The following is a 23,418-nucleotide window of genomic DNA, read 5'->3' as shown; positions in this document are numbered from 1 at the left end:
GTGTTTTTGTACTACCAAAGCTACGCTAATTTGCTTCTAAAAAGTCAAATTCGCGTTTAAATAAGCCTTGTTGGGAATAGGTTTTGGTGTCCAATACAAGAATATTGCCCGTGGCTTTGTCGTAGGTTTTCCACTCAGGAAGTCCTTGGCCGTTCGGGTTGCCTGTTTTGGCAAAATTGACCCAATAAGACGACATAATGTGCTCTAATTCTTTGTCTTCTGCTTTCCAAGGACGGTTCCATGTGTGTAACGTATGTAACGCATACGGAACTTCGGAAGTGTGAAAAGCGCCATAATTTGGGAAATTAGGCTTGTCGGGTGGAACGTGGCTGAACTGATATAAATAGCTTGGTTTGTTGGTATAAGTAGCCAATAAGTGCGAAGGCATTGCGGCAAAGCCCAGCAAAGTTTGTTTTTGTTTGATTGCCTTTACTTCATCATTGGTGGTAGCGGGAAAAATACGCAGGTAGTCAGCGGCTTTGTCACCGTAGTTGGTTTGCGCTTCTTTTTGATATTCCTCCAAGGTGGTTTTGCTTTCACCTAGAAAACTGCCATCGCCCGTTACCCAGCCTGTAAGTAGTGGAACTTGGTTGTGTTTGCCGTTTTTAAAATGAGCCAAAATATCTGTGGGCAAGACGTATCCGTCCATTGTTACCCCAAACCGCCCTGCATCTTGGGCATTGCTAAGTTTTTGAAGTTCGTCTGCTGATTTACTGCGCAATTCGGCGAGGGAACTACACTTGGCTTTTTCCATAAATTTAAGCCCTTGTTTTTCCGCATCGGTGAGGTTGTAACTCAAACGGTTTGATAGCAACCCGCCACTTTGTGGAATGGCTTTGTGAAATAAGCCTTTGGCCAAGGGGGAAGCAATCAGGGCATTCACACTAAAAGCGCCTGCCGATTGGCCTGCAATGGTGACGTTGGCAGGATTTCCTCCAAAATTTGCAATGTTTTGTTGAACCCATTGAAGTGCCGCGATTTGGTCTAAAAACCCGTAGTTTCCTGAAGCATGGTAGCCCGATTCTTTGGTAAGGTCAGGATGAGCCATAAAACCCAATACCCCCACGCGGTAATTGATGCTGACAAAAACAATGCCTTTCTTAGCCATTTCTTCACCGTTATAAATGTCGCAATTGGCCGAGCCACTGTTTAGACCGCCGCCATAAATCCAAACAAAAACGGGTAGCTTTTCTGCTTTTGATTTGGCGGGTGTCCACACATTGAGATACAAACAATCTTCACTTAACGGCTCAGGTTTGGCAATAAACTCTTCAGACCAACAGTAAAAAGGCTGGGGTTTGTTTTGAATTGGACTTGCTGAAAATTCGGTACATTTTTTTACGCCTGTCCAATTTTGTACGGGTTGGGGGGCTTTCCAGCGCAAGTCACCAATGGGTGGTGTAGCAAAAGGAACTCCTGTGTATATACGTAAATTTTCTTTAACGTAACCTTCGACTTTACCGTTGGCGGTTTGAACGACAAGTTGTCCTTTTAGAATTGGGATGAGTGATAAGTGAAGTGTGATGAATAAAATGAGCTTTTTCATTTTTCGTATAGTTTTTCACTTTGGGAATCGGGACAAGCGGGAATCTTGATTGGTAAAGAAAAAATGCAGGCAAGCTTACGGTCGTTTACGGTCTGACTATCGTCTGACCATAAACTCGCCCACGTATAGATAGGTTAGTTTTTATACGCTTTGTCAAGAAACAAATAACGAGCATCGTCTTTGGCACTTTCGGTACGAGACTCAACATCCAAAATCATCACGGGTGGGGTACTCTCTCCCGCCTTTGCGGCTTTCCAATTGGGAAGTTTATCTCCGTTTGGATTTCCTGTTTTGACAAAATTGGCAAAATAATTCAGCATCGTATCCGATACTTTAAAATCATCGGCAGTCCAAGCATATTCTTTCACTAGCGGAAGGTTGCCCATCGCGTATTCAATTTCACAGGCGTGTGGTGCCCCTACGGCTTTGGGAGGCTTGGGGGCATTGGCGTCGGCCCGTACTGTACCACCAGCTAACCCAGATGCCAGCGATTTGTCCACCAAGTCAGGGCGAAGTTTGCTGTATAAATAGCGGTAAACAGGTTGAGAACTGTTGTTGCGGTGCAAATCAAACCATTTCCAAGTGCTGTAAGAAATGAATCGGTCGGCTGCTAAGGCCGTTGCGGAGAGTTCAATTTCTTTTTCTGAGCCGTGGGGATATAATTTTAAAACTTCCTCAAAATCAGTAGGATACTCTTTTTTGACGCGTGCTACGTAGTTTTCTTCTTTATAGGGTTGTCCTTGCATGAAGGCTTGCCCTGGAATTTCGGCAGAGTTCCAGCCGACCAACAGGGGAACTTGCGCTTGTTCTTTGGCAGCGAAAACCTGAGGTAATGTTTTGGTTAAGAAATAGTTATCAATTACAATGGGGAATCCAAAGCGGCGAGATTCGTTGTAAATTTCGTAAATCTCACGCGTTGACATTCCTCTCAATTCTTTGATGGATTTTATTCCAGCTTTTAGCAAAAACTCAGCGCCTTGTTTTTCACCTTCTGCCAGCAGTACGGGTGCCATCGTTGGATTGATACCTGCACCACTTTCACCAATAGCTCCTGCAATCAAATTTCTCGACAAAGGAGAGGCCATCTGGCAACTTACGCCAATTGAACCAGCCGATTCGCCCGCAATCGTTACTTTTTTAGGGTCGCCACCAAAGGCTGCTATGTTTTTTTGAACCCATTTGAGGGCGGCAGCTTGGTCAAGCATTCCGTAATTACCAGAAGCTTTGTAAGGCGCTTCGGCGGTGAGTTCGGGGTGTGTTAAAAAACCAAAAATATTCAAACGATAGTTGCAAGTGACGACCACTACTCCCTTTTTAGCCATGCTTTCGCCGTCGTAGCGTGGTTCTGAGGCATCGCCAGCTACATTGCCGCCACCATAAAAGTAGACCAGAACGGGTAAATCTTTGGTGTTACGTTTGGCAGGTGTCCATACATTAAGGTATAAACAGTCCTCGCTGACGCCATTTGAGCGGGAATTCATGTCGCCAAACACAACGGTTTGCATCGGACGAGCACTAAATTGTTTGGTTTGTTTTACCCCTTTCCAATTGTCGGCGGGCTGGGGGGCTTTCCAACGTAGTTCGCCAACGGGAGGTTTGGCAAAAGGTACGCCAAAATAGGTTTGAATACCCGTTTTTGTATCATAATTCCCTTCAATGACGCCATTTTCAACGGTGGTTTGCACCGAAAATGCATTATTTTGAGCTTCGGTGGGCATTTGGGTAGCTAAGAAAAGTCCTAACAAATAGACTAATTTCTTCATAAACTTTGATTAAATTTATTTATTGTCTCATTTTGTGACAATAATAATTGCTTTTTGAAAATTATCCTATTTATTTGAAAAAAATTTACATTTGTCGGTTAAAAATCAGTCACCAGTGAAGCAAACAGCGTATTTAAGACACATTGCCTACGATTCGGTTATCTTTGGGTTTTCGGGAGAAAAACTCAAAATATTGATTACAAAGTACCATAATACAGGGCTTTTTGCTTTGCCAGGGGGCTTTGTGAAAATAGATGAAAACCTAAACGATGCGGTGCGCCGAGGTTTGAAAGAACGGACGGGCTTGGATAATATTTACCTAGAGCAGTTTTATACCTTTGGGGACGTGGCTCGATTTCGACCAGAAGTGATGCAAACGATTCTTGAAGCCAATGGGCATTCCATCCAAACGTACGAATGGATGTTGGATCGGTTTATTTCGGTAGCCTATTATGCCCTTATTAATTATAGTGAGGTGGTTCCTACGCCTGACGCACTTTCTGATTCATGTGATTGGTACAGTTTAGACGACCTTCCCGAACTGATGCTTGACCACGGCAACATAGTGAACAAAGCCCTACAAACACTACGCGACAACTTAGAACGACAACTTGTTGGGATGAACTTATTGCCACCGCTTTTTACGATGGGAGATCTCCAAAAGGTCTATGAAGCTATTTTAGGTGAAAAACTTCACCGTGGGGCATTTCAGCGTAAAATGTTGGGATTGGGGATTCTAAAGCGCCACGATAAGCAGTATTCGGGCGCAGCCCATAAAGCACCTTTTTTATACAGCTTTGAAGCAAAATAGAAAAAAAATGTCCCAACTCATCAACCAATGAGCTGGGACATTTAATTGTTATTCATTCGGGTATCAAAATTGTCCTTGTACAAACTGTTTTGGGGTAATGTTGTAACGTTTTTTGAAGACAATAATGAATTTGATGGCTTGCGTATATCCTAAGCGTTCAGCAACTTCTTGCACTTTAAAATATTTTAAAAGCTCGCAGGCTCTTTCAAGCTTTCGGTCAAGGTAATATTCGTAGAGTGATTTATTGTGAACTTGTTTAAACTTGTTTTGGAGCGTTACTTTGTGCATGTTGAGTTCTAAAGCTATCTCATCAATTTTGGGTAAAAAACCTCCTTCTAAGTGATTCTCAACAAGTTCCTCTAAGTGCTTTACCACCTTATTGGTTGGTGCAGAAGGGCTGTTGAGGTCAATTGACGAGCAAGCCTGCCGTAAAAAGTCATGAATAAGTTTTTTTGGGGAGACAAACTCCTTCAAATCGCCCGTGGCCCAGCCAGTCAGAGCTAACAGAGACGTAAAGCAGGCGGGGGGGAGCGGATAGGATGTTTGGTTCATCCGTAACTCATTGGTTTGTAAGGCGAAACTTTTTTCTAAATAGTCATCTTTTGTGACGATAAAGAACCCTTTCCATTTGGTGTGCGGCCCTACCCCTTCAAACCACGTAATGGGTTGATTTGGATAGAGGGCGCAATCAATAAACTTAATGGAGGGGGTAGGTGAGATAAATACAATGGCAAGTTTAGCCCCTGAATTAGGCAATGGGTACTGAAACCACTGATGCGAGGGTAGAATTGGAAGGTTAAACTCATTCCATTCAAAATCAGCGTCTGAGTATAATAAATTGACGTTAAGGGTTGACTCTGCGGCAGTTGTCATGAAAGTATATGGCTTCATTGCATCGGCAGTTAGTAGGTTGGAACATTGGATAGTTGTAAGTTTTGACGCAATGTGAGTACCAAAGATACCTAGAGATAGTAACAAATTAAACCAATTGGCAAGTTTTATAGCGAAATAGGACAAAAAGTTTAATAAAATGGCTATTTATGGTCAATGACAAAATAATTATCTTGGTATTTGTGGGGCATAAATAAGGATATATTTGGGGTATGTAATTGATTTGAAGGATAAAATTACTTGATTTTGGTATCGATAAAATTGCTAACGTTTATATATTAGCGTTCAATACGTTGACGGTTACCAGTGCCCCACACGCTGTATCTGTCGTCTCAAATTCCCCATTGTTGATTTCTAAAAGAGATTGCACGAGGGTGAGTCCTAGTCCCGAACCTTTTTGTTTGGAATTGGCTGTATTGCCAAACCCAGGGCCAGAATCAAGAATTGAAAGGGTGATAAATGGTGGTTGTGTACCAGAAGTGATGGTAATAGATGTACCATTTGGTGAGAATTTGATGGCGTTTTGAAGTAGATTTCTAATAATGATTTTAAAATGATTTTCATCCATAATACATTCTAATGTTGGGTCAACTTCATTGACAATAGATAGCTCATTTAATTCAATATTGGTTTCAAGCAATTCTAAACACTCTTCAACAATTTCAAGCAAGTTACATTGTACGGGCTTTCGTTTAAAAGATTTTTGTTGGCTATTAGACCAATATAGAAGGTTATCGAGTGTTAGCAAAAGTGTGTTGAGCCTAACCATTTTTGAATGGAGTGAATTTCTGATTTCTTCTGCGGTTAATTCTGGGTTGTTGATGACCCGTTTTATGTTTGTATAAGCGGCTAAAACGGGGCTACGTAAATCGTGTCCAATAACTCCAAAAAGAGTATTTTGAGTGGAAGTTAATTGGAGTAGTGTGTTTGTTTGTTTTCGGTTTTTTCTTATTTGAATGCCAATAACAATGAGTGAAATGAATAATATCACAATTGATAAAATGAGTCCAGAAAATTCTTTAAGTTTTTGGGCTTGAAATTGCTCCGATTCGTATTTTTTTAATTCAATTTCTTTTTGAAACTCTTTCAATTTTAAATCACTTGCTACTTGTTCTTGAAGTAAAATAAGGTTAAAGCCAGCAAATAATCTATTCAGGCTATCTTTGATAGGAATGAGATTTTTGTAAACGTCAACACTCTTTTTTAACTCATTTTTTTGTTCTAGAACTGATAACTGATTGATTAGAAAGTCGTACCGATGAGTGATAGATAATGTAGGGTGTTTTAATAAGATATTTTTGGCCAATAAATTGCAGTAATTGGCTTCATTAAATTGTTTTCTTTTAATATAATATGTTGCAAAATTATTATAATATGTAAGGCTATCTGTTCTTCCTGGAAGTAAATAAAGTCGTGGCTTGAGTTGAGACGCTATTTGGGAATTTAAAGAAGGATAACTGAGTGACTCCCGCATCATATCGCTGATATAATAGGCATAGACCATGTCACTAAGTTCTTTATTGGCATGAAACCTAGTCAGGTTTTCGAAGCATTTTTTTGCATTTTCAATGTCTTTTTTATAGATAAAATACCCAAAATAGATAATTTGATAATTAATAGATGTAGGAGGTAATGGGTTGCTTTTTAAATGTTTATCGAAAAATGAGTAGTAACTAGAATCTTGTTTATAGGTGTAGTATATATCCTTAAACAGATAAATAGTTTTATATAAACTCTTCTTAGATTTTGATATTTCAGAAAATCGTATGTTCTCGTATAATTGTTTTACTAAATTTCCTTGACTTGCTTCGCTTGTACTACTTCCCAAGAAAATATCCGAGTACACTGTCAGTTTCTTGTAGTTTATTTCTTCAATAAATAAATTGTCTTTTCTCTTCTCAGCCCAATACAAAGATTTGTTAAACATTTCAAGGGCTTTATTCCAATTGTATTGCGTATGACCTCTATAATATTGGCCGTATTGAAAGTAAATTTCAGGGTTAAAAACATCTATTTTATTTTTCTTTGAAAACGAACTGATTTTGTCAAGATATATCAAAACACTGTCGTGCTGAGCGTCGTAGTAAAGCGTAGTGATTTTGGTTAATATACTGCGTATATAGGTGGTGTCTTTTGAGTAGTTATTTGCAGGCTTGTTTCTTGTAGATTGTGAATGTGAGAAATTGCAACAAATCAATAAGACAAACAAGAAAAAATAAGCTCGCGTGGACATGAGATTAAGAAGCTTATGGATAGTGATACTTAAAAACATGGTTTTAAGTATCACTATCAAATTGTCATGGTTTAGAAATTAGGATCCACATTTAAGTATTCTGCCAAACGACCTCGGTAGCTAACACCCAATGCAAATTTTTGATTGCCAATCCATAAATGTCGGCTATCAAAAGAAGCGATATGGATACAATTATAAATATAAGATTTATGGAGTCGTACAAGCTTGGTGTGTTGTAGTTGCTTTTCAACTTCCGAAATATTACTGTTGATAAGGCTTCGTTCTCCAGACTTCAAATAAATCATACTGTAAATTCCATCGGCCTCAATGTATAAAATTTCGTCAAGTTTATACTGTTGATTTTTGTGTCCTGCTTTAAAGTAAATGGTATTTTCGTCTATCTTCTCTACTACCTCCTGCATGGCCCTGCGGATTGCTCTGCCAATACGCGTGACGGTAAATGGTTTTTCTACAAAATCGACCACGTCGTCGAGGTCAAAACACTCGGCGGCATATCCTGGATGGGACGTGACCACAATGGTTGGTGGCAGCGCCAGCGACTTGAGGAGTTCTATTCCACTAAGCTTGGGCATCTCCATGTCCAAAAAAAGTAAATCGTACTCGTTTTCAAGGAGTTCGGCGTAGCCTTGGGTAGAGTCATTGATGATTTTGATGGAAAGAAAAATAGGTAATTTTTCTAGGATACTTTGAAGGTGTTCTGCTTGTTCCGGGTCGTCGTCAATGATTAATGCGGCCAAATTTTTCATAAGGTTTTCTGCTTTAAATGCTTCAAGAAGGGTAAGTTCAGAATAGGACTAACACTTTGGGACAAAGTAACATGTTTTTTTGAATAAAAATACAGATGCTCTTCGTTCATTTTTTCTGGAAAATAGGATATACAGCGTGTGCTTATTTGGGGTATAATTCATGTTTTAGACATTACATTATATAAAATAGCCATTTTGATTTATATTTTTATGATTGTTGGTTCAAATGATTTGGCATAAAATTATACGATTTGGAGGGGGTAATGAGGTTATTTTTGGGACATAGTATTGATTTAGCTCATTAAAACTTTTTAACATGACATTTTCGTCAAAAAAAGTGCTTTAAAGCCGATAATTTCCAATGGTATGTTTCTGTTAGTAGGTAATTTAAGTAGATTGATGGGGTGAATATCTCATGAATTGCCTTCTTTAGGATGCCTTAGCCTGTTGTATATCTATGAAAAAGGGTTTGTTTATAAAATGGCATAATTATTGATAAAGGGGATTTTAATAAAATTTGTCCTTCTTTATCATTGATGCTATATAAGCATATATTCATGTCAATAACTAGCCATTTTATGTAATAATTGGTGCATTTCTGGTGCAGAAAATAAATACTTGGTAAGCTTATTGATACGTTAATTGTCTTCTTATTTGGTATATATATCTTTGGTGAAGTATATAGCCATTTCATTTGGTTAAGTCGCCATTTGGTTTAAAATCACAGTTACTTCTTTCATTCTTGGTGTCATTTTAGTGTGCTTTTAGGGGTGCAGTTTATTACGTAGCTGCGCTATTACTATTGCCAAGTTCAAGCTATTTACCTCTTATCCTTATTTAGTCCTAGGGTCAACAACCTTAAAACAGTATTGTATATGAAAGCATTTTATTACCCCTTGCTCTTGAAACGATTGAAGAATCGCAGTACCTTTTATTTTGGAATGAGTCTCCTACTTGCTAGGATCACAAGCTTTGACTCCTTTGCCCAGTCAGGCTTTGAATTAGGCGACCCAGCCTACTCTACGTTGTCGTGGGATCATATTTCTACGAATGATAATAATGACGTATCTGCTGCCATTGGAAAAACACGCGATGGACGTGTATATACTTGGGGAAGTAACAAAGGTTTTTATATAAAAACTGGGCTTTCAAAAGACAACAAATACATATTTCAAGTAGCACCTTATTTTGTGCAATTGCCCGCGGGCGAAACTGCCGCAAAAGTACGTATGGCGATTTCAACTGGAGCATCGGCAGCTGCTGGGGCAGGTACTTATCCTAATTTTTTCTGCCTTACTACTAGCGGCAAAATGTACGCTTGGGGTATAAATAGAGGATTGGCGGGTAGTGATCTTGCAACATTTCCGAGATACACTTCATCCATTGCCGATAACGATTCTACCAGAGCCAAACGTTCGCCCATATTAATGACTAACATTGGGGAAAGCACTTTTGTAGATATGGATTTTTCCTCACTGAATGGTTATGGGGTGGTGATTGGTGCATCGGGTACTGCTTACCACATTGGCACGCACGGTAGTAGTAGTACATTCCTCACCACCTTCGCGGCTATGCCCAAGCCAGCAGGGGTAAGTGCTGGCTTTAAATATACAAATGTATGGGTATCTCATGCTGCTGGCTATATTCTCATTTACTTGAAAGGTGATGATGGCAATGTTTATTTTACTGGGTCGATGAGTGGCAATGCTCTTTCGGGCGTTCCTTCGATTTACTATAGGAATACGCCTGCACCTACGCTTACAAGTGATGAAACTGCTGGGAACGTCAGAAATATTACGCCTAGGCTGGTTCCTTTTCCAGCGGGAGAAGACATTATTGAGATAAAGACCCGTTCGAAAAGTATTTATGGGAATACGTATGCCATTAGTGCCAGTGGAAAAGCATATACGGCTGGTGCTTGGCGTTTTGCCAGATCGGCAGGAGGGACAAACCCGCCTGGAAGCGATTATTTTCATTATGTAGTTGCTCCATTGAAAACAGCACCTCCTGCGGCTCAATTAGATGTATGGTCACCTAATAATACGTTCCCTATAGATACGGTTTATACACTCAAACAATTTACGGAAGTAGCCATGCCACCAGGTGTAACATCTATATTGGATATTCAGGGGGGCAGAGATTATGGCGAACAAAATTATGGCACGTTGATAGTTGGCAATAACAACAAGGTGTATTGGAGTGGAACAGGAACTGGTTTTAATATAAATGACAAAAATATTGGTAATTACTTACAAGTGTCATCTGCAAGTCGATTAATGCCTGATCAATGCAAAGAAGTGACTTATGGACATTCTACTTCCTATTATTCCTGGTCGTATGAAGCAATTAACTTTCGGGGTGCTCATAAGCTATTTGAGTCCCAATATATGCAGAACCAGTTGGGTATCATTGCAAAATCAGGCAGGGGCTATTTTGTGGGTTATTTGTATCCCAATACAGGGGCAGGGAAAATACAATCAGTAACTGATCCCTGGGCTATCTATCCAACTCCCATTGCCAATGAGCTTCTACTCAGCTGCAACGACAGCCCAGGCACGGGTGGTCCGCTTGGTGAGCCAGTATCAACCCCAGCGGTAGGAGTGATTGATTGTTCAAAAACGAAATTGTATCCCGCTCCCGTGCAAGGAACACCTTCGGAGTTGTCGCTGCTCGTAACGATTAATGTCACTACCATTGGTGATTTTTCTCCGATTACTATTAGTGGATCAGGCATGAGTTTGGTGAGTGGTTTTGATAAAGTAACCGCCACAACGACGGGCGTTCAAACCTTCCACATTCCGATAAAATACAATGGCAGCACGTTGACCAATAATTTTCAATTTACGATTGGTTCAGCAGGTAGCTGTTCGGCCGACTTAACCAATAAGCCTTCCAACGAAATTACCAAAGTGTGGAGTTTGAACAATTGTACGGCCATTACGCCAGGCGTACTTTCAAAATAAGCAAGACGTTAGGGAACTCACAGTTGATACATCCTAAAATCGATACAAAATGAATACATCATATTACCCCTTACTTTTAAATCAGAAACAGCCGAGGTTGTCAGGAGATACGCTTCGTCGTGTGTATGTTTGTTTGTTGTTTTGCTGCTCGCTTTTGGGTGGGCACAACGTAGTGGCCCAGTTTGGGTCAGATTTGGGAAAACTGGCGGTTTCTACCTTGGCTTGGCAGGATATATCTTCCCACTACACCAATAACGAAACGATGGCTTCCATTGGTTTGACAACCGATGGGCGGGTCTATACTTGGGGGGGGAACATGTATCATACGATTCATGCTAATCGGAATGGAACCACGGCAACGCTTGGAAACTCCTATCAGGTAACTCCTTATCATGTGCGTGTGCCTGGAAATGAAACAGCGACAAAAGTGAGAGTACTCATCTATGAGGGGGCTACGTACAATAATGCCAACACCTTTTTCTGCTTGACTTCTACGGGAAAATTGTGCGCGTGGGGGATTAACACAGGGCTGGTGGGGACGGTAGCTGGGTGGACGTTGGGTGTTCCCACTAGTTATGCTGATACAGTTATGGCAAAGAGGACTCCCATCCCACTGACGATTTTGGGGGAAAGCCAGTTCGTTGATTTTGATACGCCTAGAAACTCCTTATTTTGGGTATCGGTGGGGGCGTCTGGAAAGGCCTATCACATTGGGGTAGGAGGAACATCCAATACTTCGACATTTGCGGAAATTCCTAAACCATCGGGCACGGATGCCAGCTTTAAATATACAAGAGTTTGGGTAGGTAAAATTAGTAACACCCTCCCAATTATTTACCTCAAGGGCAGTGACGGAAAAGTCTATTATACAGGACAAATGATTAATATGTACGCCTTGGGGGTACCATCCCTTTTTTCTCCAAATGGACCTACTTTGACCACCAATGAATCTCAGGCCAAAGTAGCCTTGATCAACCCACGGGAAGTTCCCTTTCCAGCTGGCGAAGATATTATTGATATAAAAGTGGGGAAACCAGATATTTATGCTTCTACTTTTGCGATTGCAGCCAGTGGCAAGGCGTATGCAACGGGAGTCTGGAGAGTATCAAAGCGTTATATTGATGCAGCTTACACCAAACCAGGGGTGTATCCTTCCAACTATGTCATTGCACCGTTAAAATCGGCCCCTTTGGCAGCAGATGCTTACATGCGAAATCCCTCGGGCACCGATTCTTTATTTTATCTCAATCGTTTTGTGGAGATGGCCATGCCCTCAGGGGCGTCAAAAGTGCTAGACATCGCATCGGGGCGAGAGTTTGGGAGTGATTATGAAACAGCAACGCTGGTAGCTTGTGATAATGGGAAAGTGTATTGGACTGGCAAAAATGATAGTAGGGCGGCTAATACCATTTATTCGGGTAACTTTCTTTCATTAGTCAATGCGCAAGGTGAAAAAGCAGTAGGACAGGTGGGGGAGTTTGCTGATGATTGTAAAGATGTGTTAGCTGCTAACTCAATCTCGCGGTATTCTTGGACGTACGAAGCGGTGAATTATTCGGGCGCCGAAAAATTAATTAGACCAGGGAGTGGGAACGGGGATCAGCTTCTTATTATCTCTCAGTCGGGTCGAGGGTATGCAGTTGGAAATTTAGCCGCCAATTCTGGTGTTGGAAAAATTAGCTATGACAACTTTGGAACTAGCCCTTACTTTTCTCCCTTTCCTGTTCCTATTGCCAACGAACAGTTATTAAGCTGCAACACCAGCCCAGGTACGGGTGGTCCGCTTGGAGATCCTGTTTCTACCCCAGCGGCAGGGGTGATTGATTGTTCAAAAACGCAATTGTATCCCGCACCCGTGCAGGGAACACCGTCTCAGTTGTCGCTTTTGGTGACCATCAACGTAACGACGGCGGGCGATTTTTCACCACTCACCGTGAGTGGGTCAGGAATCAGTCTCGTGAGTGGATTTACCAAAGTAACGGCCGCTTCAACGGGAATTCAAACCTTCCACATTCCGATTAAATACGATGGAAGCACGTTGACCAATAATTTTCAATTTACGATTGGACAAGCGGGTAGCTGCGCGGCTGATTTGACAAAAACACCAACGAAAGCGATTACTGACATTTGGACGCTGCAATGTGTGCCATCGGTAGGCCCTATGCTAAAGAAATAAACTATGTGCCCTTTTTACAATACCCCTCTATGAACAAGAAAATACATTCTTTGAACAGGGCCATAGGTCTATTCCTCGTCATACTTCTGACGGTGGTTGGGCAGGTATTCTCCCAAACACCCTCCGTAAATATCACGACCTATCAGCCTACAACTGTACCGCAAGGGGCAACCTTTGAATGGCACAGTGATTTGCCCGTCAGCGCTGCTAACCTAATGACCCCCGCGCAAGCACAAAGTGCCGCTCCAGGGGTATATTATGCGGTTTACAATTTGGGTGGAAACCCCGTATGTTACAGTCAACCGACGGCACTCAAAGTAGCGACGAATGTTTGTCCTGCTACGACCGTTGAATTAAAAGCTTCGGTGGATAGTACGGGTAAACCTAGCGGTTCGATTGTTACCTTTCATACTGACCCCCTAGCAACGGATGCCAACCGAATTACGAATACACTGATTACGACTACTTCAACAGCAGTGGTGTATTTTGTCGCGTACCGAGATGCCGCAGGTTGTTATACTACTTCCAATTCAGCCATCGTCGCCATTGCCACAACTTGTAGTGTCCTTTGTTTAGCGGGAAGTTCATCACCAGTATTGAGTAGCTCGACAAAAAGTAACGTATGCCCAGCTACGGTAGCTAATTTAGAGTCAATAACAGCCTCAAATTTACCAGCAAATACAACCTTGACGTGGCATACTTCTAAAGTAGCTACTACTGCCAATAAATTGGGCAGTGTGTCAGGAGTAGGAGCAGGAAAATATTATGCTGCTTTTTTTGATGCCACCAATAACTGTTACAGTCCAGCTGATTCAGTGACAGTAACCATTAACGCATGTAGCTGTCCTGCGGGTACAACAGCACCCATCATTACGGCCACTTCGCTGCAAAATTCTTGTCCTGCCGTCACAGTCTCGCTGGCAACTCTAACAAATACAGGAACAAAACCTTCGGGTACAACGCTTGTTTGGAGTACGCACAAAGTACCTACCTCATCGGCAGATACATTGACCAGTTTAACAGTGAGCGCAAGTGGTAAGTTTTATGCCATGTATTATCACAAAGTGGCCAATTGCTTTAGCCCAGCGGACTCAGTAGCGGTTCAAATCAACGATTGCGAGTCACCCATTCCACCTTTGCCACCAGTACCAACAGCTTGTGATTACAACGCCGCCCCCGCTAACGTAACGTTAACGGTGTCGAACGAACCCGCAGGTTATTTGAAAACGTACTTGTTGGTGGATATGGCCAATGGTCAAATTGTTAAAATCAACCCAACTAGCCCAAGTTTTACGGGGGTAAATGCAGGGAATTACTATGTTGTTGGCGCTTATTACGCTGATACATTGAGAGATGCGACGGTTGGTAAGCGAATAACGGAGGTGTATAGCACCAGTGGTTGCTTAAAATATTCAACTCCACTTGCCTTTAGAGTATGTGGTGCGTGTGATTACACAACAGCACCTGTTACCATCACTTTTAACGCAACTCCAAGCGCAACAGCAGGTGTAACTACCTCGTATGTGTTGATTGATGAAAAAACAAACACAATCAAAGCCATCAGTTCAACCGCGTCTTTTGCGGCGGTAGATACGGGCTATTATGCAGTAGTAGCCGTTTATAGAACCAAACCCATTAATTTTGTTGTGGGCGATGTGCTTTATTCAAAAGTGACGGTTTTGGATAGTTGCTATGAGGTATCAAACTCTGTGCATTACCGCGTTTGTTCTACTTCTAATTTACCACCTATTGCAGTCAATGATATTTTTAATACGGTTCAAGACAAGCCAGTCTCGGGAAGTGTACTGACAAACGACCGCGACCCAGAAGGAGGGCCGTTGACAGTGACCACAACGCCAGTAACGCCCCCTTCAAAAGGTACGGTCGTGTTGAATGCCAACGGAACGTTTGTATATACGCCAAATCCAGGGGTGACGGGGCAAGACGTGTTTTGTTACGAAATTTCGGACAATGCAGGATTGAAGTCAACAGCGTGCGTGACTATCAATATTTTACCTGCACCAACTGTTGAAAATAACAAGCCAATTGCGGCCGACGATGCTACTGAAACCTACCTAAATACAGCGGTGGTGATTAAGGTAAAAGCCAATGACGTTGACCCAGACCCAACAGGAACGCCAAACGGGACATTGGGAAATCCAACCAAGTTGACAAACCCAACAAACGGTACGGTGGTGACGAATCCAGACGGAACATTTGCCTACACACCGTCACTTGGATTTATCGGAAAAGACAGCTTTACGTACAGTATTTGTGACAACGGAACACCAAGTTTGTGCGATACCGCAACGGTGACTATTACGGTGTTACCAACGCCATTGGCAGGAAATAAACCGCCAGTTGCGTTGGACGATGCGAATGCAACTTTGATGAATACGCCTGTAAATGGAACAGTTGCTAACAACGACTTTGACCCAGATAACAATACGCCGTTAACTTTTACAAGAGTAAATGCGCCAACCAATGGGACGGTAGTCTTTAATGCTGACGGAACCTATACCTACACCCCAAATACAGGTTTTGTGGGTAGCGATGTCTTTACCTACAAGGTGTGTGACAGTGGTATTCCAGTGAAGTGTGATACTGCCACAGTTACGTTGACGGTACTACCACTTCCTGTGGCGAAACTTGTATTGAGGGTTTTATTACAAGGGGCATTGTACGGAACAAGCGATGGTTTGATGCGGGATGATTTGAGAAGATTGAATCTCCTGCCATTAAAAGAGCCTTATAAGGCGCTCAATGATTCACTTGGCGCATTAAGTACGCGATTTAAACACATAAAAGGCGGAACCGAAATAACCACTTCGGCCGTATTGAGTGCTAATGTAGGTACTGGAAATGCCATCGTGGATTGGGTATTTGTTGAATTACGGTCAAAATCGGATTCTACGGTAGTACTTCAAACGGCTTCGGGATTGGTTCAGAGAGATGGGGATGTAGTGTCATCCACTGATGGAGTATCTGCACTTACCTTTACAGGTTTAACCAGTACATCCTATTTCGTGTCGGTAAAACACCGCAATCACCTTGGCGTAATGACCAAAAAAGCGATTCCGATGACTACTGTAGGGACGTTGGTGGACTTCACCGTGATGGATAGCTCCGACGTGTGGAATCGTCCTAATATTTTGACTTTAAATTATGACGGTGTTGAAATGAATACAACCGTATTGCCTGGTAAGAAAGCGTTGTGGGCTGGAAATGCCGTCTCTGACTTCCGTTTAAAATATGATGGAGCCAATACGGATTTGACAAAACCACTAAACGAAATTTTAGTGGAGTTCTCAGCCGCTTCTTACAATTTTAACAATGGCATTGGTTATAAACAGGGAGATATAAACATGGACGGAAAGGTTAAATATGCGGGTGCCAATAATGACATTATTTACATCCAAAATAACCTGCTGTTATATCGTCTGAACAGTGGTTTGCTGTACAACTTCAATAACATGTTTGAACAAATCCCTTAAACCTTACCCTACAAACTATTATGGAACGATTGATAAAATATCTTTTAATCTTGTTCGGGGGGCTTTTCGTGAGCGTTCAAGCAATGGCTCAGAAAGTAGAATGTACCATTCGATTCAACTCAACTACGAGTGAATACGAAGTATATGGCCGCCCTGACTTTTCTGCTTCAACATTCAATGTTGGGGGAGGAACCCAGATAACGGTAGTATTACCAAAAAGCATTGCTGATGCAAAGTTGGTAATAACCTCAGTAAACGGCGGGGTGTGGGCGGATAATTCAACCGTTTATGCTCCAACGGCTGCCCCAAATTCTGATTTCCACGGAGTATCTACTACGGGGGCTCCGATGGCTTGGACGAATGGGCAAGAGACAATGTTGTTTAAGTTTTCATTGTCTGGGAATTGCGTGGCAGGCGTACGCTTGTTTGAAAATACTACTGACCCACAGTCGGATGCGCCAGGGATGCTTTTTGGGGATTACAATAACTACATTGGTAATGCTCTGAATTTTGCAGACGTTTACAAAAGCAATTACAATAATACAGGAACGACATGTAGCGTAAATTTACCACCGCTTGCGACGAACGACATAGGTGAAACACCACAGGATAAGCCCTTCAATGGAAATGTGTTGACGAATGACAAAGATCCAGAAGGCGGGACATTGACAGTGACGACCACGCCAGTGACGCCACCGACGAAGGGAACGGTAACGTTGAATCCAAATGGTAGCTACACCTACACGCCGAATCCAGGGGTAACGGGTCAAGACGGTTTCTGTTACGAAGTGAAGGACAATGCGGGCTTGAAAGACACAGCTTGTGTGGTGATAACGATCATTCCGACGCCGACGCCAGGCAACGACAAGCCGATTGCGATGGATGACAATACGCAGACGGAAGTAGGCACTGCTGTGACGATTAATGCGAAAGCCAATGACAGCGACCCCGATGCGACAGGAACTCCCAACGGCACATTGGGCAGTCCAGTGAAGTTGACGAACCCGACGAACGGAACGGTGACACAGAATGCGGATGGTACGTTTGTTTACACACCGAATGCGAACTTTACGGGCACAGACAAATTCACGTACCGCATTTGTGATAACGGAACTCCAAGTTTGTGTGACACGGCGACGGTGACGATTAATGTGGTGCCAGTGATAGCAGGCAACAAGCCCCCTGTGGCGGTTGACGATGCAAAAACGACGACGAAGAACGTAGCAGTAAATGGCACAGTAGCTGAAAATGACAGTGACCCCGACAACACGGCGGCACAGTTGACGTACACAAAGTTGACAAATCCGACGAACGGGACGGTGGTACAGAATGCGAACGGAAGTTACACCTATACGCCAAACACGGATTATGTAGGCAGCGACAGCTACACCTACAAGGTATGTGACCCAAGCGGAGCGTGTGACACGGCGACGGTAGTGATAGCGATCTTGCCACCAGCAAACCAGCCGCCGCTTGCGACGAATGACATAGGCGAAACGCCACAGGATAAGCCATTCAATGGAAACGTCTTGACGAATGACAAAGATCCAGAAGGCGGGACATTGACAGTGACAACTACGCCAGTGACGCCACCGACGAAGGGAACGGTAACGTTGAATCCCAATGGTAGCTACACCTACACGCCGAATCCAGGAGTGACGGGTCAAGATGGCTTCTGTTACGAAGTGAAGGATAACGCGGGCTTGAAAGACACAGCTTGTGTAGTGATAACGATCATTCCGACGCCAACGCCAGGCAACGACAAGCCGATTGCGATGGATGACAATACACAGACGGAAGTAGGCACTGCTGTGACGATTAATGCGAAAGCCAACGACAGCGACCCCGATGCGACAGGAACCCCCAACGGCACATTGGGTAGTCCAGTGAAGTTGACGAACCCGACGAATGGAACGGTGACTCAGAATGCGGATGGTACGTTTGTTTACACACCGAATGCGAACTTTACGGGTACTGACAAATTCACGTACCGCATTTGTGATAACGGAACTCCAAGTTTGTGTGACACGGCGACGGTAACAATCAATGTGGTGCCAGTGATAGCAGGCAACAAGCCCCCTGTGGCGGTTGACGATGCAAAAACGACGACGAAGAATGTAGCGGTAAATGGCACAGTAGCTGAAAATGACAGTGACCCCGACAACACGGCGGCACAGTTGACGTACACGAAGTTGACGAATCCGACGAACGGGACGGTGGTACAGAATGCAAACGGAAGTTACACCTACACGCCAAACACGGACTATGTAGGCAGCGACAGCTACACCTACAAGGTATGTGACCCAAGCGGAGCGTGTGACACGGCGACGGTAGTGATAGCGATCTTGCCACCAGCGAACCAGCCGCCGATTGCGATGAATGACATAGGCGAAACACCACAGGATAAGCCCTTCAAAGGAAATGTGTTGACGAATGACAAAGACCCAGAAGGCGGTGTGTTGACAGTGACGACCACTCCAGTGACGCCACCGACGAAGGGAACGGTGAGTTTGAATCCAAATGGTAGCTACACTTACACACCGAATCCAGGGGTAACGGGTCAAGACGGCTTCTGTTACGAAGTGAAGGATAATGCAGGCTTGAAAGACACGGCCTGTGTAGTGATAACGATCATTCCTACGCCGACGCCAGGCAACGACAAGCCGATTGCGATGGATGACAATACGCAGACGGAAGTAGGCACTGCTGTGACGATCAATGCGAAAGCCAACGACAGCGACCCCGATGCGACAGGAACCCCCAACGGAACATTGGGTAGCCCAGTGAAGTTGACGAACCCGACGAACGGAACGGTGACTCAGAACGCGGATGGCACGTTTGTTTACACACCAAATGCGAACTTTACGGGGACAGACAAATTCACGTACCGCATTTGTGATAACGGAACTCCAAGTTTGTGTGACACAGCGACGGTGACGATTAATGTGGTACCAGTGATAGCAGGCAACAAGCCCCCTGTGGCGGTTGACGATGCAAAAACGACGACGAAGAACGTAGCGGTAAATGGCACAGTAGCTGAAAATGACAGTGACCCCGACAACACGGCGGCACAGTTGACGTACACAAAGTTGACGAATCCGACAAACGGGACGGTGGTACAGAATTCAAACGGAAGTTACACCTATACGCCAAACACGGACTATGTGGGCAGCGACAGCTACACCTACAAGGTATGTGACCCAAGCGGAGCGTGTGACACGGCAACGGTAGTGATAGCGATCTTGCCACCAGCGAACCAGCCGCCGATTGCGACGAATGACATAGGCGAAACGCCACAGGATAAGCCCTTCAATGGAAACGTGTTGACGAATGACAAAGATCCAGAAGGCGGTACATTGACAGTGACGACCACGCCAGTGACGCCACCGACGAAGGGAACGGTAACGTTGAATCCAAATGGTAGCTACACCTACACGCCGAATCCAGGGGTGACGGGTCAAGATGGTTTCTGTTACGAAGTGAAGGACAATGCAGGCTTGAAAGACACGGCTTGTGTAGTGATAACGATCATTCCTACGCCAACGCCAGGCAACGACAAGCCGATTGCGATGGATGACAATACGCAGACGGAAGTAGGTACTGCTGTGACGATCAATGCGAAAGCCAATGACAGCGACCCCGATGCGACAGGAACTCCCAACGGAACATTGGGCAGTCCAGTGAAGTTGACGAACCCGACGAACGGAACGGTGACACAGAATGCGGATGGTACGTTTGTTTACACACCGAATGCGAACTTTACGGGCACAGACAAATTCACGTACCGCATTTGTGATAACGGAACTCCAAGTTTGTGTGACACGGCGACGGTAACGATCAATGTGGTGCCAGTGATAGCAGGTAACAAGCCCCCTGTGGCGGTTGACGATGCAAAAACGACGACGAAGAATGTAGCGGTAAATGGCACAGTAGCTGAAAATGACAGTGACCCCGACAACACGGCGGCACAGTTGACGTACACGAAGTTGACGAATCCGACGAATGGGACGGTGGTACAGAATGCGAACGGAAGTTACACCTACACGCCAAACACGGACTATGTGGGTAGCGACAGCTACACCTACAAGGTATGTGACCCAAGCGGAGCGTGTGACACGGCGACGGTAGTGATAGCGATTTTGCCACCAGCGAACCAGCCGCCGATTGCGATGAATGACATAGGCGAAACACCACAGGATAAGCCCTTCAAAGGAAATGTGTTGACGAATGACAAAGACCCAGAAGGCGGTGTGTTGACAGTGACGACCACTCCAGTGACGCCACCGACGAAGGGAACGGTGAGTTTGAATCCAAATGGTAGCTACACTTACACACCGAATCCAGGGGTAACGGGTCAAGACGGCTTCTGTTACGAAGTGAAGGATAATGCAGGCTTGAAAGACACGGCCTGTGTAGTGATAACGATTATTCCTACGCCGACGCCAGGCAACGACAAGCCGATTGCGATGGATGACAATACGCAGACGGAAGTAGGCACTGCTGTGACGATCAATGCGAAAGCCAACGACAGCGACCCCGATGCGACAGGAACCCCCAACGGAACATTGGGTAGCCCAGTGAAGTTGACGAACCCGACGAACGGAACGGTGACTCAGAACGCGGATGGCACGTTTGTTTACACACCAAATGCGAACTTTACGGGGACAGACAAATTCACGTACCGCATTTGTGATAACGGAACTCCAAGTTTGTGTGACACGGCGACGGTAACGATCAATGTGGTACCAGTGATAGCAGGTAACAAGCCCCCTGTGGCGGTTGACGATGCAAAAACGACGACGACGAACGTAGCGGTAAATGGCACAGTAGCTGAAAATGACAGTGACCCCGACAACACGGCGGCACAGTTGACGTACACGAAGTTGACGAATCCGACGAACGGGACGGTGGTACAGAATGCAAACGGAAGTTACACCTATACGCCAAACACGGACTATGTAGGCAGCGACAGCTACACCTACAAGGTATGTGACCCAAGCGGAGCGTGTGACACGGCGACGGTAGTGATAGCGATTTTGCCACCAGCGAACCAGCCACCGATAGGTATTAATGATATTGCAATTACACCACAGGATAGCCCAGTAAGTGGAAATGTGCTAGTTAATGATACTGATCCCGAAGGTGGTCCATTGACAGTGACAACGACGCCTGTAACGCCACCGACGAAAGGAACCGTGACGTTGAATCCAGACGGGACGTTTACTTACACGCCGAATCCAGGGGTGACGGGTCAAGACGGATTCTGTTACGAATTGAAGGACAATGCGGGCTTGAAAGACACGGCTTGTGTGGTAATTAACATCATTCCTAATCCTAAGCCTACAAATGATAAGCCTGTAGCAATTGATGATAATACGCAAACGTATCAAAATACGGCGGTTGTCATCCCTGTGAAGTTCAATGATACAGATCCAGATGCGGCAGGAACGCCAAATGGTACGTTAGGTACGCCAGTGAAGTTGACAAATCCAACGCATGGCACGGTTGTTGCAAATGTAGATGGTACATTTACTTACACGCCAACGACAGGATTTGTTGGGTCGGATAGCTTTACGTATCAGATTTGTGATAACGGAACGCCAAGCTTGTGTGATACTGCAACGGTAACTATCAATGTCCTTGCACCACCACCAGCAGGAAATAGACCTCCTATCGTTGTTGATGATGCCATCATCACTTCGGTGAATACACCTAAGAGTGGCGATGTTTCTAAAAACGACTATGACCCAGATGCTGGCCAGACGTTGACCTTCAGCAAACAGACAAACCCAAGTCATGGTACAGTTGTCTTTAATGCGGATGGAACATACACTTACACGCCAACAACAGGTTACGTTGGTTCGGATCTATTCACTTACAAAGTATGTGATAGTGGAAATCCACAACTTTGTACGCTAGGAACGGTAATTATAGCTGTTCTTCCTCCTGCCAACAAAGTTTGTTTGCAAGCTAAGGTGTATTTGCAAGGGGCATTGTTTGGGGTATTATTACCAGATACCTTGATGCGTGATGACCTACGAGTGAAAGGTTATTTGCCAACCACTAGTCCATATCCAGCAATGGGAATGACAGGCTTAACAACGGCCAATACCAGTACTTTGGCGGTGCTTGGTGCAAGTAGCCCATCTGGTAAAGATGCAATTGTTGACTGGGTATTCGTAGAGCTACGCAGCAAGACAAATCCAACGACCGTAGTGGATAGCCGTTCTGCGCTATTGCAACGTGATGGTGACATCGTCGATGTGGACGGAGTAAGCACGATAACTTTCAATTCGGCTTCGCCAGATAGCTATTATGTAGTTGTGAAACACCGTAACCACTTAGGGGTCATGAGTAAGACACCTGTGGATATGACAAGCACTTGTGGTGTGATTGACTTCCGCAAAACAACGACGCCAACGTACAATTTGGACGAAACAAACGTAGTCAACAAAGCCCAAGTGGACGTTCTTCAAGGGGTTGCGTTGTGGGCTGGTAATTCACTCTTCGATAAACAAGTGATTTATCAAGGAACGGATAACGACGTGAACGTTATCTACCAGCAAGTAATCAACTACGTAGGCAATGTCTTTGTCAGCAAGTTTTACACGCTGAAAGGCTACTATACTGGAGATATTAATCTCAACGGAGATACCATCTTCCAAGGTACAGGCAATGATGTGGAATACATTTACCAAAACATCATTAAGAACCACCCTGGCAATACCTTAGGACAGAAGTTCTTCATCATTAAAGAGCAAATTCCCTAACCAA

General features: G+C 44.0%; 10 protein-coding genes. 5 read left to right on the top strand and 5 right to left on the bottom strand.

Features of this window, described 5'->3' with window-relative positions; all coding sequences use genetic code 11:
- Positions 1–25 precede the first annotated feature (25 nt).
- Both FHS57_RS20385 and FHS57_RS20380 read right to left on the bottom strand, forming a co-directional pair.
- Complete coding sequence (locus FHS57_RS20385; RefSeq protein WP_183976923.1) at positions 26–1,546, bottom strand: carboxylesterase/lipase family protein; 1,521 nt, start codon at positions 1,544–1,546, stop codon at positions 26–28.
- Between the two features lie 134 nt (positions 1,547–1,680).
- Positions 1,681–3,309 carry a carboxylesterase/lipase family protein gene (locus FHS57_RS20380; protein WP_183976921.1) on the bottom strand — a complete coding sequence of 543 codons (1,629 nt, stop codon included), beginning with the start codon at positions 3,307–3,309 and terminating at the stop codon, positions 1,681–1,683.
- A 115-nt stretch (positions 3,310–3,424) separates the two neighbouring features.
- On the opposite strand from FHS57_RS20380, the gene FHS57_RS20375 reads away from it, so the two are divergent.
- Positions 3,425–4,120 carry an NUDIX hydrolase gene (locus FHS57_RS20375; protein WP_183976919.1) on the top strand — a complete coding sequence of 232 codons (696 nt, stop codon included), beginning with the start codon at positions 3,425–3,427 and terminating at the stop codon, positions 4,118–4,120.
- A 63-nt stretch (positions 4,121–4,183) separates the two neighbouring features.
- Here the strand turns inward: FHS57_RS20375 and FHS57_RS20370 are convergent, their stop codons facing one another.
- The 3 genes from FHS57_RS20370 to FHS57_RS20360 all read right to left on the bottom strand — a co-directional run bounded on the left by FHS57_RS20370 (position 4,184) and on the right by FHS57_RS20360 (position 8,011).
- Positions 4,184–5,011, bottom strand: coding sequence for a helix-turn-helix transcriptional regulator (locus FHS57_RS20370; RefSeq protein ID WP_183976917.1), 828 nt, complete (start codon positions 5,009–5,011; stop codon positions 4,184–4,186).
- Between the two features lie 271 nt (positions 5,012–5,282).
- A complete protein-coding gene (locus FHS57_RS20365; protein ID WP_221225681.1) occupies positions 5,283–7,283 on the bottom strand; it encodes a sensor histidine kinase in 2,001 nt (666 codons plus the stop codon).
- Positions 7,284–7,315: 32 nt separating this feature from the next.
- Positions 7,316–8,011, bottom strand: a complete 696-nt coding sequence (locus FHS57_RS20360) for a LytR/AlgR family response regulator transcription factor (protein WP_183976913.1) — start codon at positions 8,009–8,011, stop codon at positions 7,316–7,318.
- Between the two features lie 875 nt (positions 8,012–8,886).
- On the opposite strand from FHS57_RS20360, the gene FHS57_RS20355 reads away from it, so the two are divergent.
- The 4 genes from FHS57_RS20355 to FHS57_RS20340 all read left to right on the top strand — a co-directional run bounded on the left by FHS57_RS20355 (position 8,887) and on the right by FHS57_RS20340 (position 23,414).
- A complete protein-coding gene (locus FHS57_RS20355) occupies positions 8,887–10,974 on the top strand; it encodes a hypothetical protein (RefSeq protein ID WP_183976911.1) in 2,088 nt (695 codons plus the stop codon).
- A gap of 49 nt (positions 10,975–11,023) precedes the next feature.
- Positions 11,024–13,150, top strand: coding sequence for an RCC1 domain-containing protein (locus FHS57_RS20350; RefSeq protein ID WP_183976909.1), 2,127 nt, complete (start codon positions 11,024–11,026; stop codon positions 13,148–13,150).
- Between the two features lie 29 nt (positions 13,151–13,179).
- Positions 13,180–16,644: a cadherin-like domain-containing protein gene (locus FHS57_RS20345; RefSeq protein ID WP_183976908.1), complete on the top strand. Its 3,465-nt coding sequence runs from the start codon at positions 13,180–13,182 to the stop codon at positions 16,642–16,644.
- Between the two features lie 83 nt (positions 16,645–16,727).
- A complete protein-coding gene (locus FHS57_RS20340) occupies positions 16,728–23,414 on the top strand; it encodes an Ig-like domain-containing protein (RefSeq protein ID WP_183976907.1) in 6,687 nt (2,228 codons plus the stop codon).
- Positions 23,415–23,418: the final 4 nt, after the last annotated feature.

It is taken from the genome of Runella defluvii (assembly GCF_014195535.1).
Classification (GTDB): Bacteria; Bacteroidota; Bacteroidia; order Cytophagales; family Spirosomataceae; genus Runella; species Runella defluvii.
This window is presented reverse-complemented; position numbering and strand designations above follow the sequence as displayed.

What these genes read in the sequence shown, in the direction of transcription:
- FHS57_RS20385 (WP_183976923.1), bottom strand. Translation starts at nt 1,546, where the DNA reads ATGAAAAAGCTCATTTTATTCATCACACTTCACTTATCACTCATCCCA.
- FHS57_RS20380 (WP_183976921.1), bottom strand. Translation starts at nt 3,309, where the DNA reads ATGAAGAAATTAGTCTATTTGTTAGGACTTTTCTTAGCTACCCAAATG.
- FHS57_RS20370 (WP_183976917.1), bottom strand. Translation starts at nt 5,011, where the DNA reads ATGAAGCCATATACTTTCATGACAACTGCCGCAGAGTCAACCCTTAAC.
- FHS57_RS20365 (WP_221225681.1), bottom strand. Translation starts at nt 7,283, where the DNA reads ATGTTTTTAAGTATCACTATCCATAAGCTTCTTAATCTCATGTCCACG.
- FHS57_RS20360 (WP_183976913.1), bottom strand. Translation starts at nt 8,011, where the DNA reads ATGAAAAATTTGGCCGCATTAATCATTGACGACGACCCGGAACAAGCA.
- FHS57_RS20355 (WP_183976911.1), top strand. Translation starts at nt 8,887, where the DNA reads ATGAAAGCATTTTATTACCCCTTGCTCTTGAAACGATTGAAGAATCGC.
- FHS57_RS20350 (WP_183976909.1), top strand. Translation starts at nt 11,024, where the DNA reads ATGAATACATCATATTACCCCTTACTTTTAAATCAGAAACAGCCGAGG.
- FHS57_RS20345 (WP_183976908.1), top strand. Translation starts at nt 13,180, where the DNA reads ATGAACAAGAAAATACATTCTTTGAACAGGGCCATAGGTCTATTCCTC.
- FHS57_RS20340 (WP_183976907.1), top strand. Translation starts at nt 16,728, where the DNA reads ATGGCTCAGAAAGTAGAATGTACCATTCGATTCAACTCAACTACGAGT.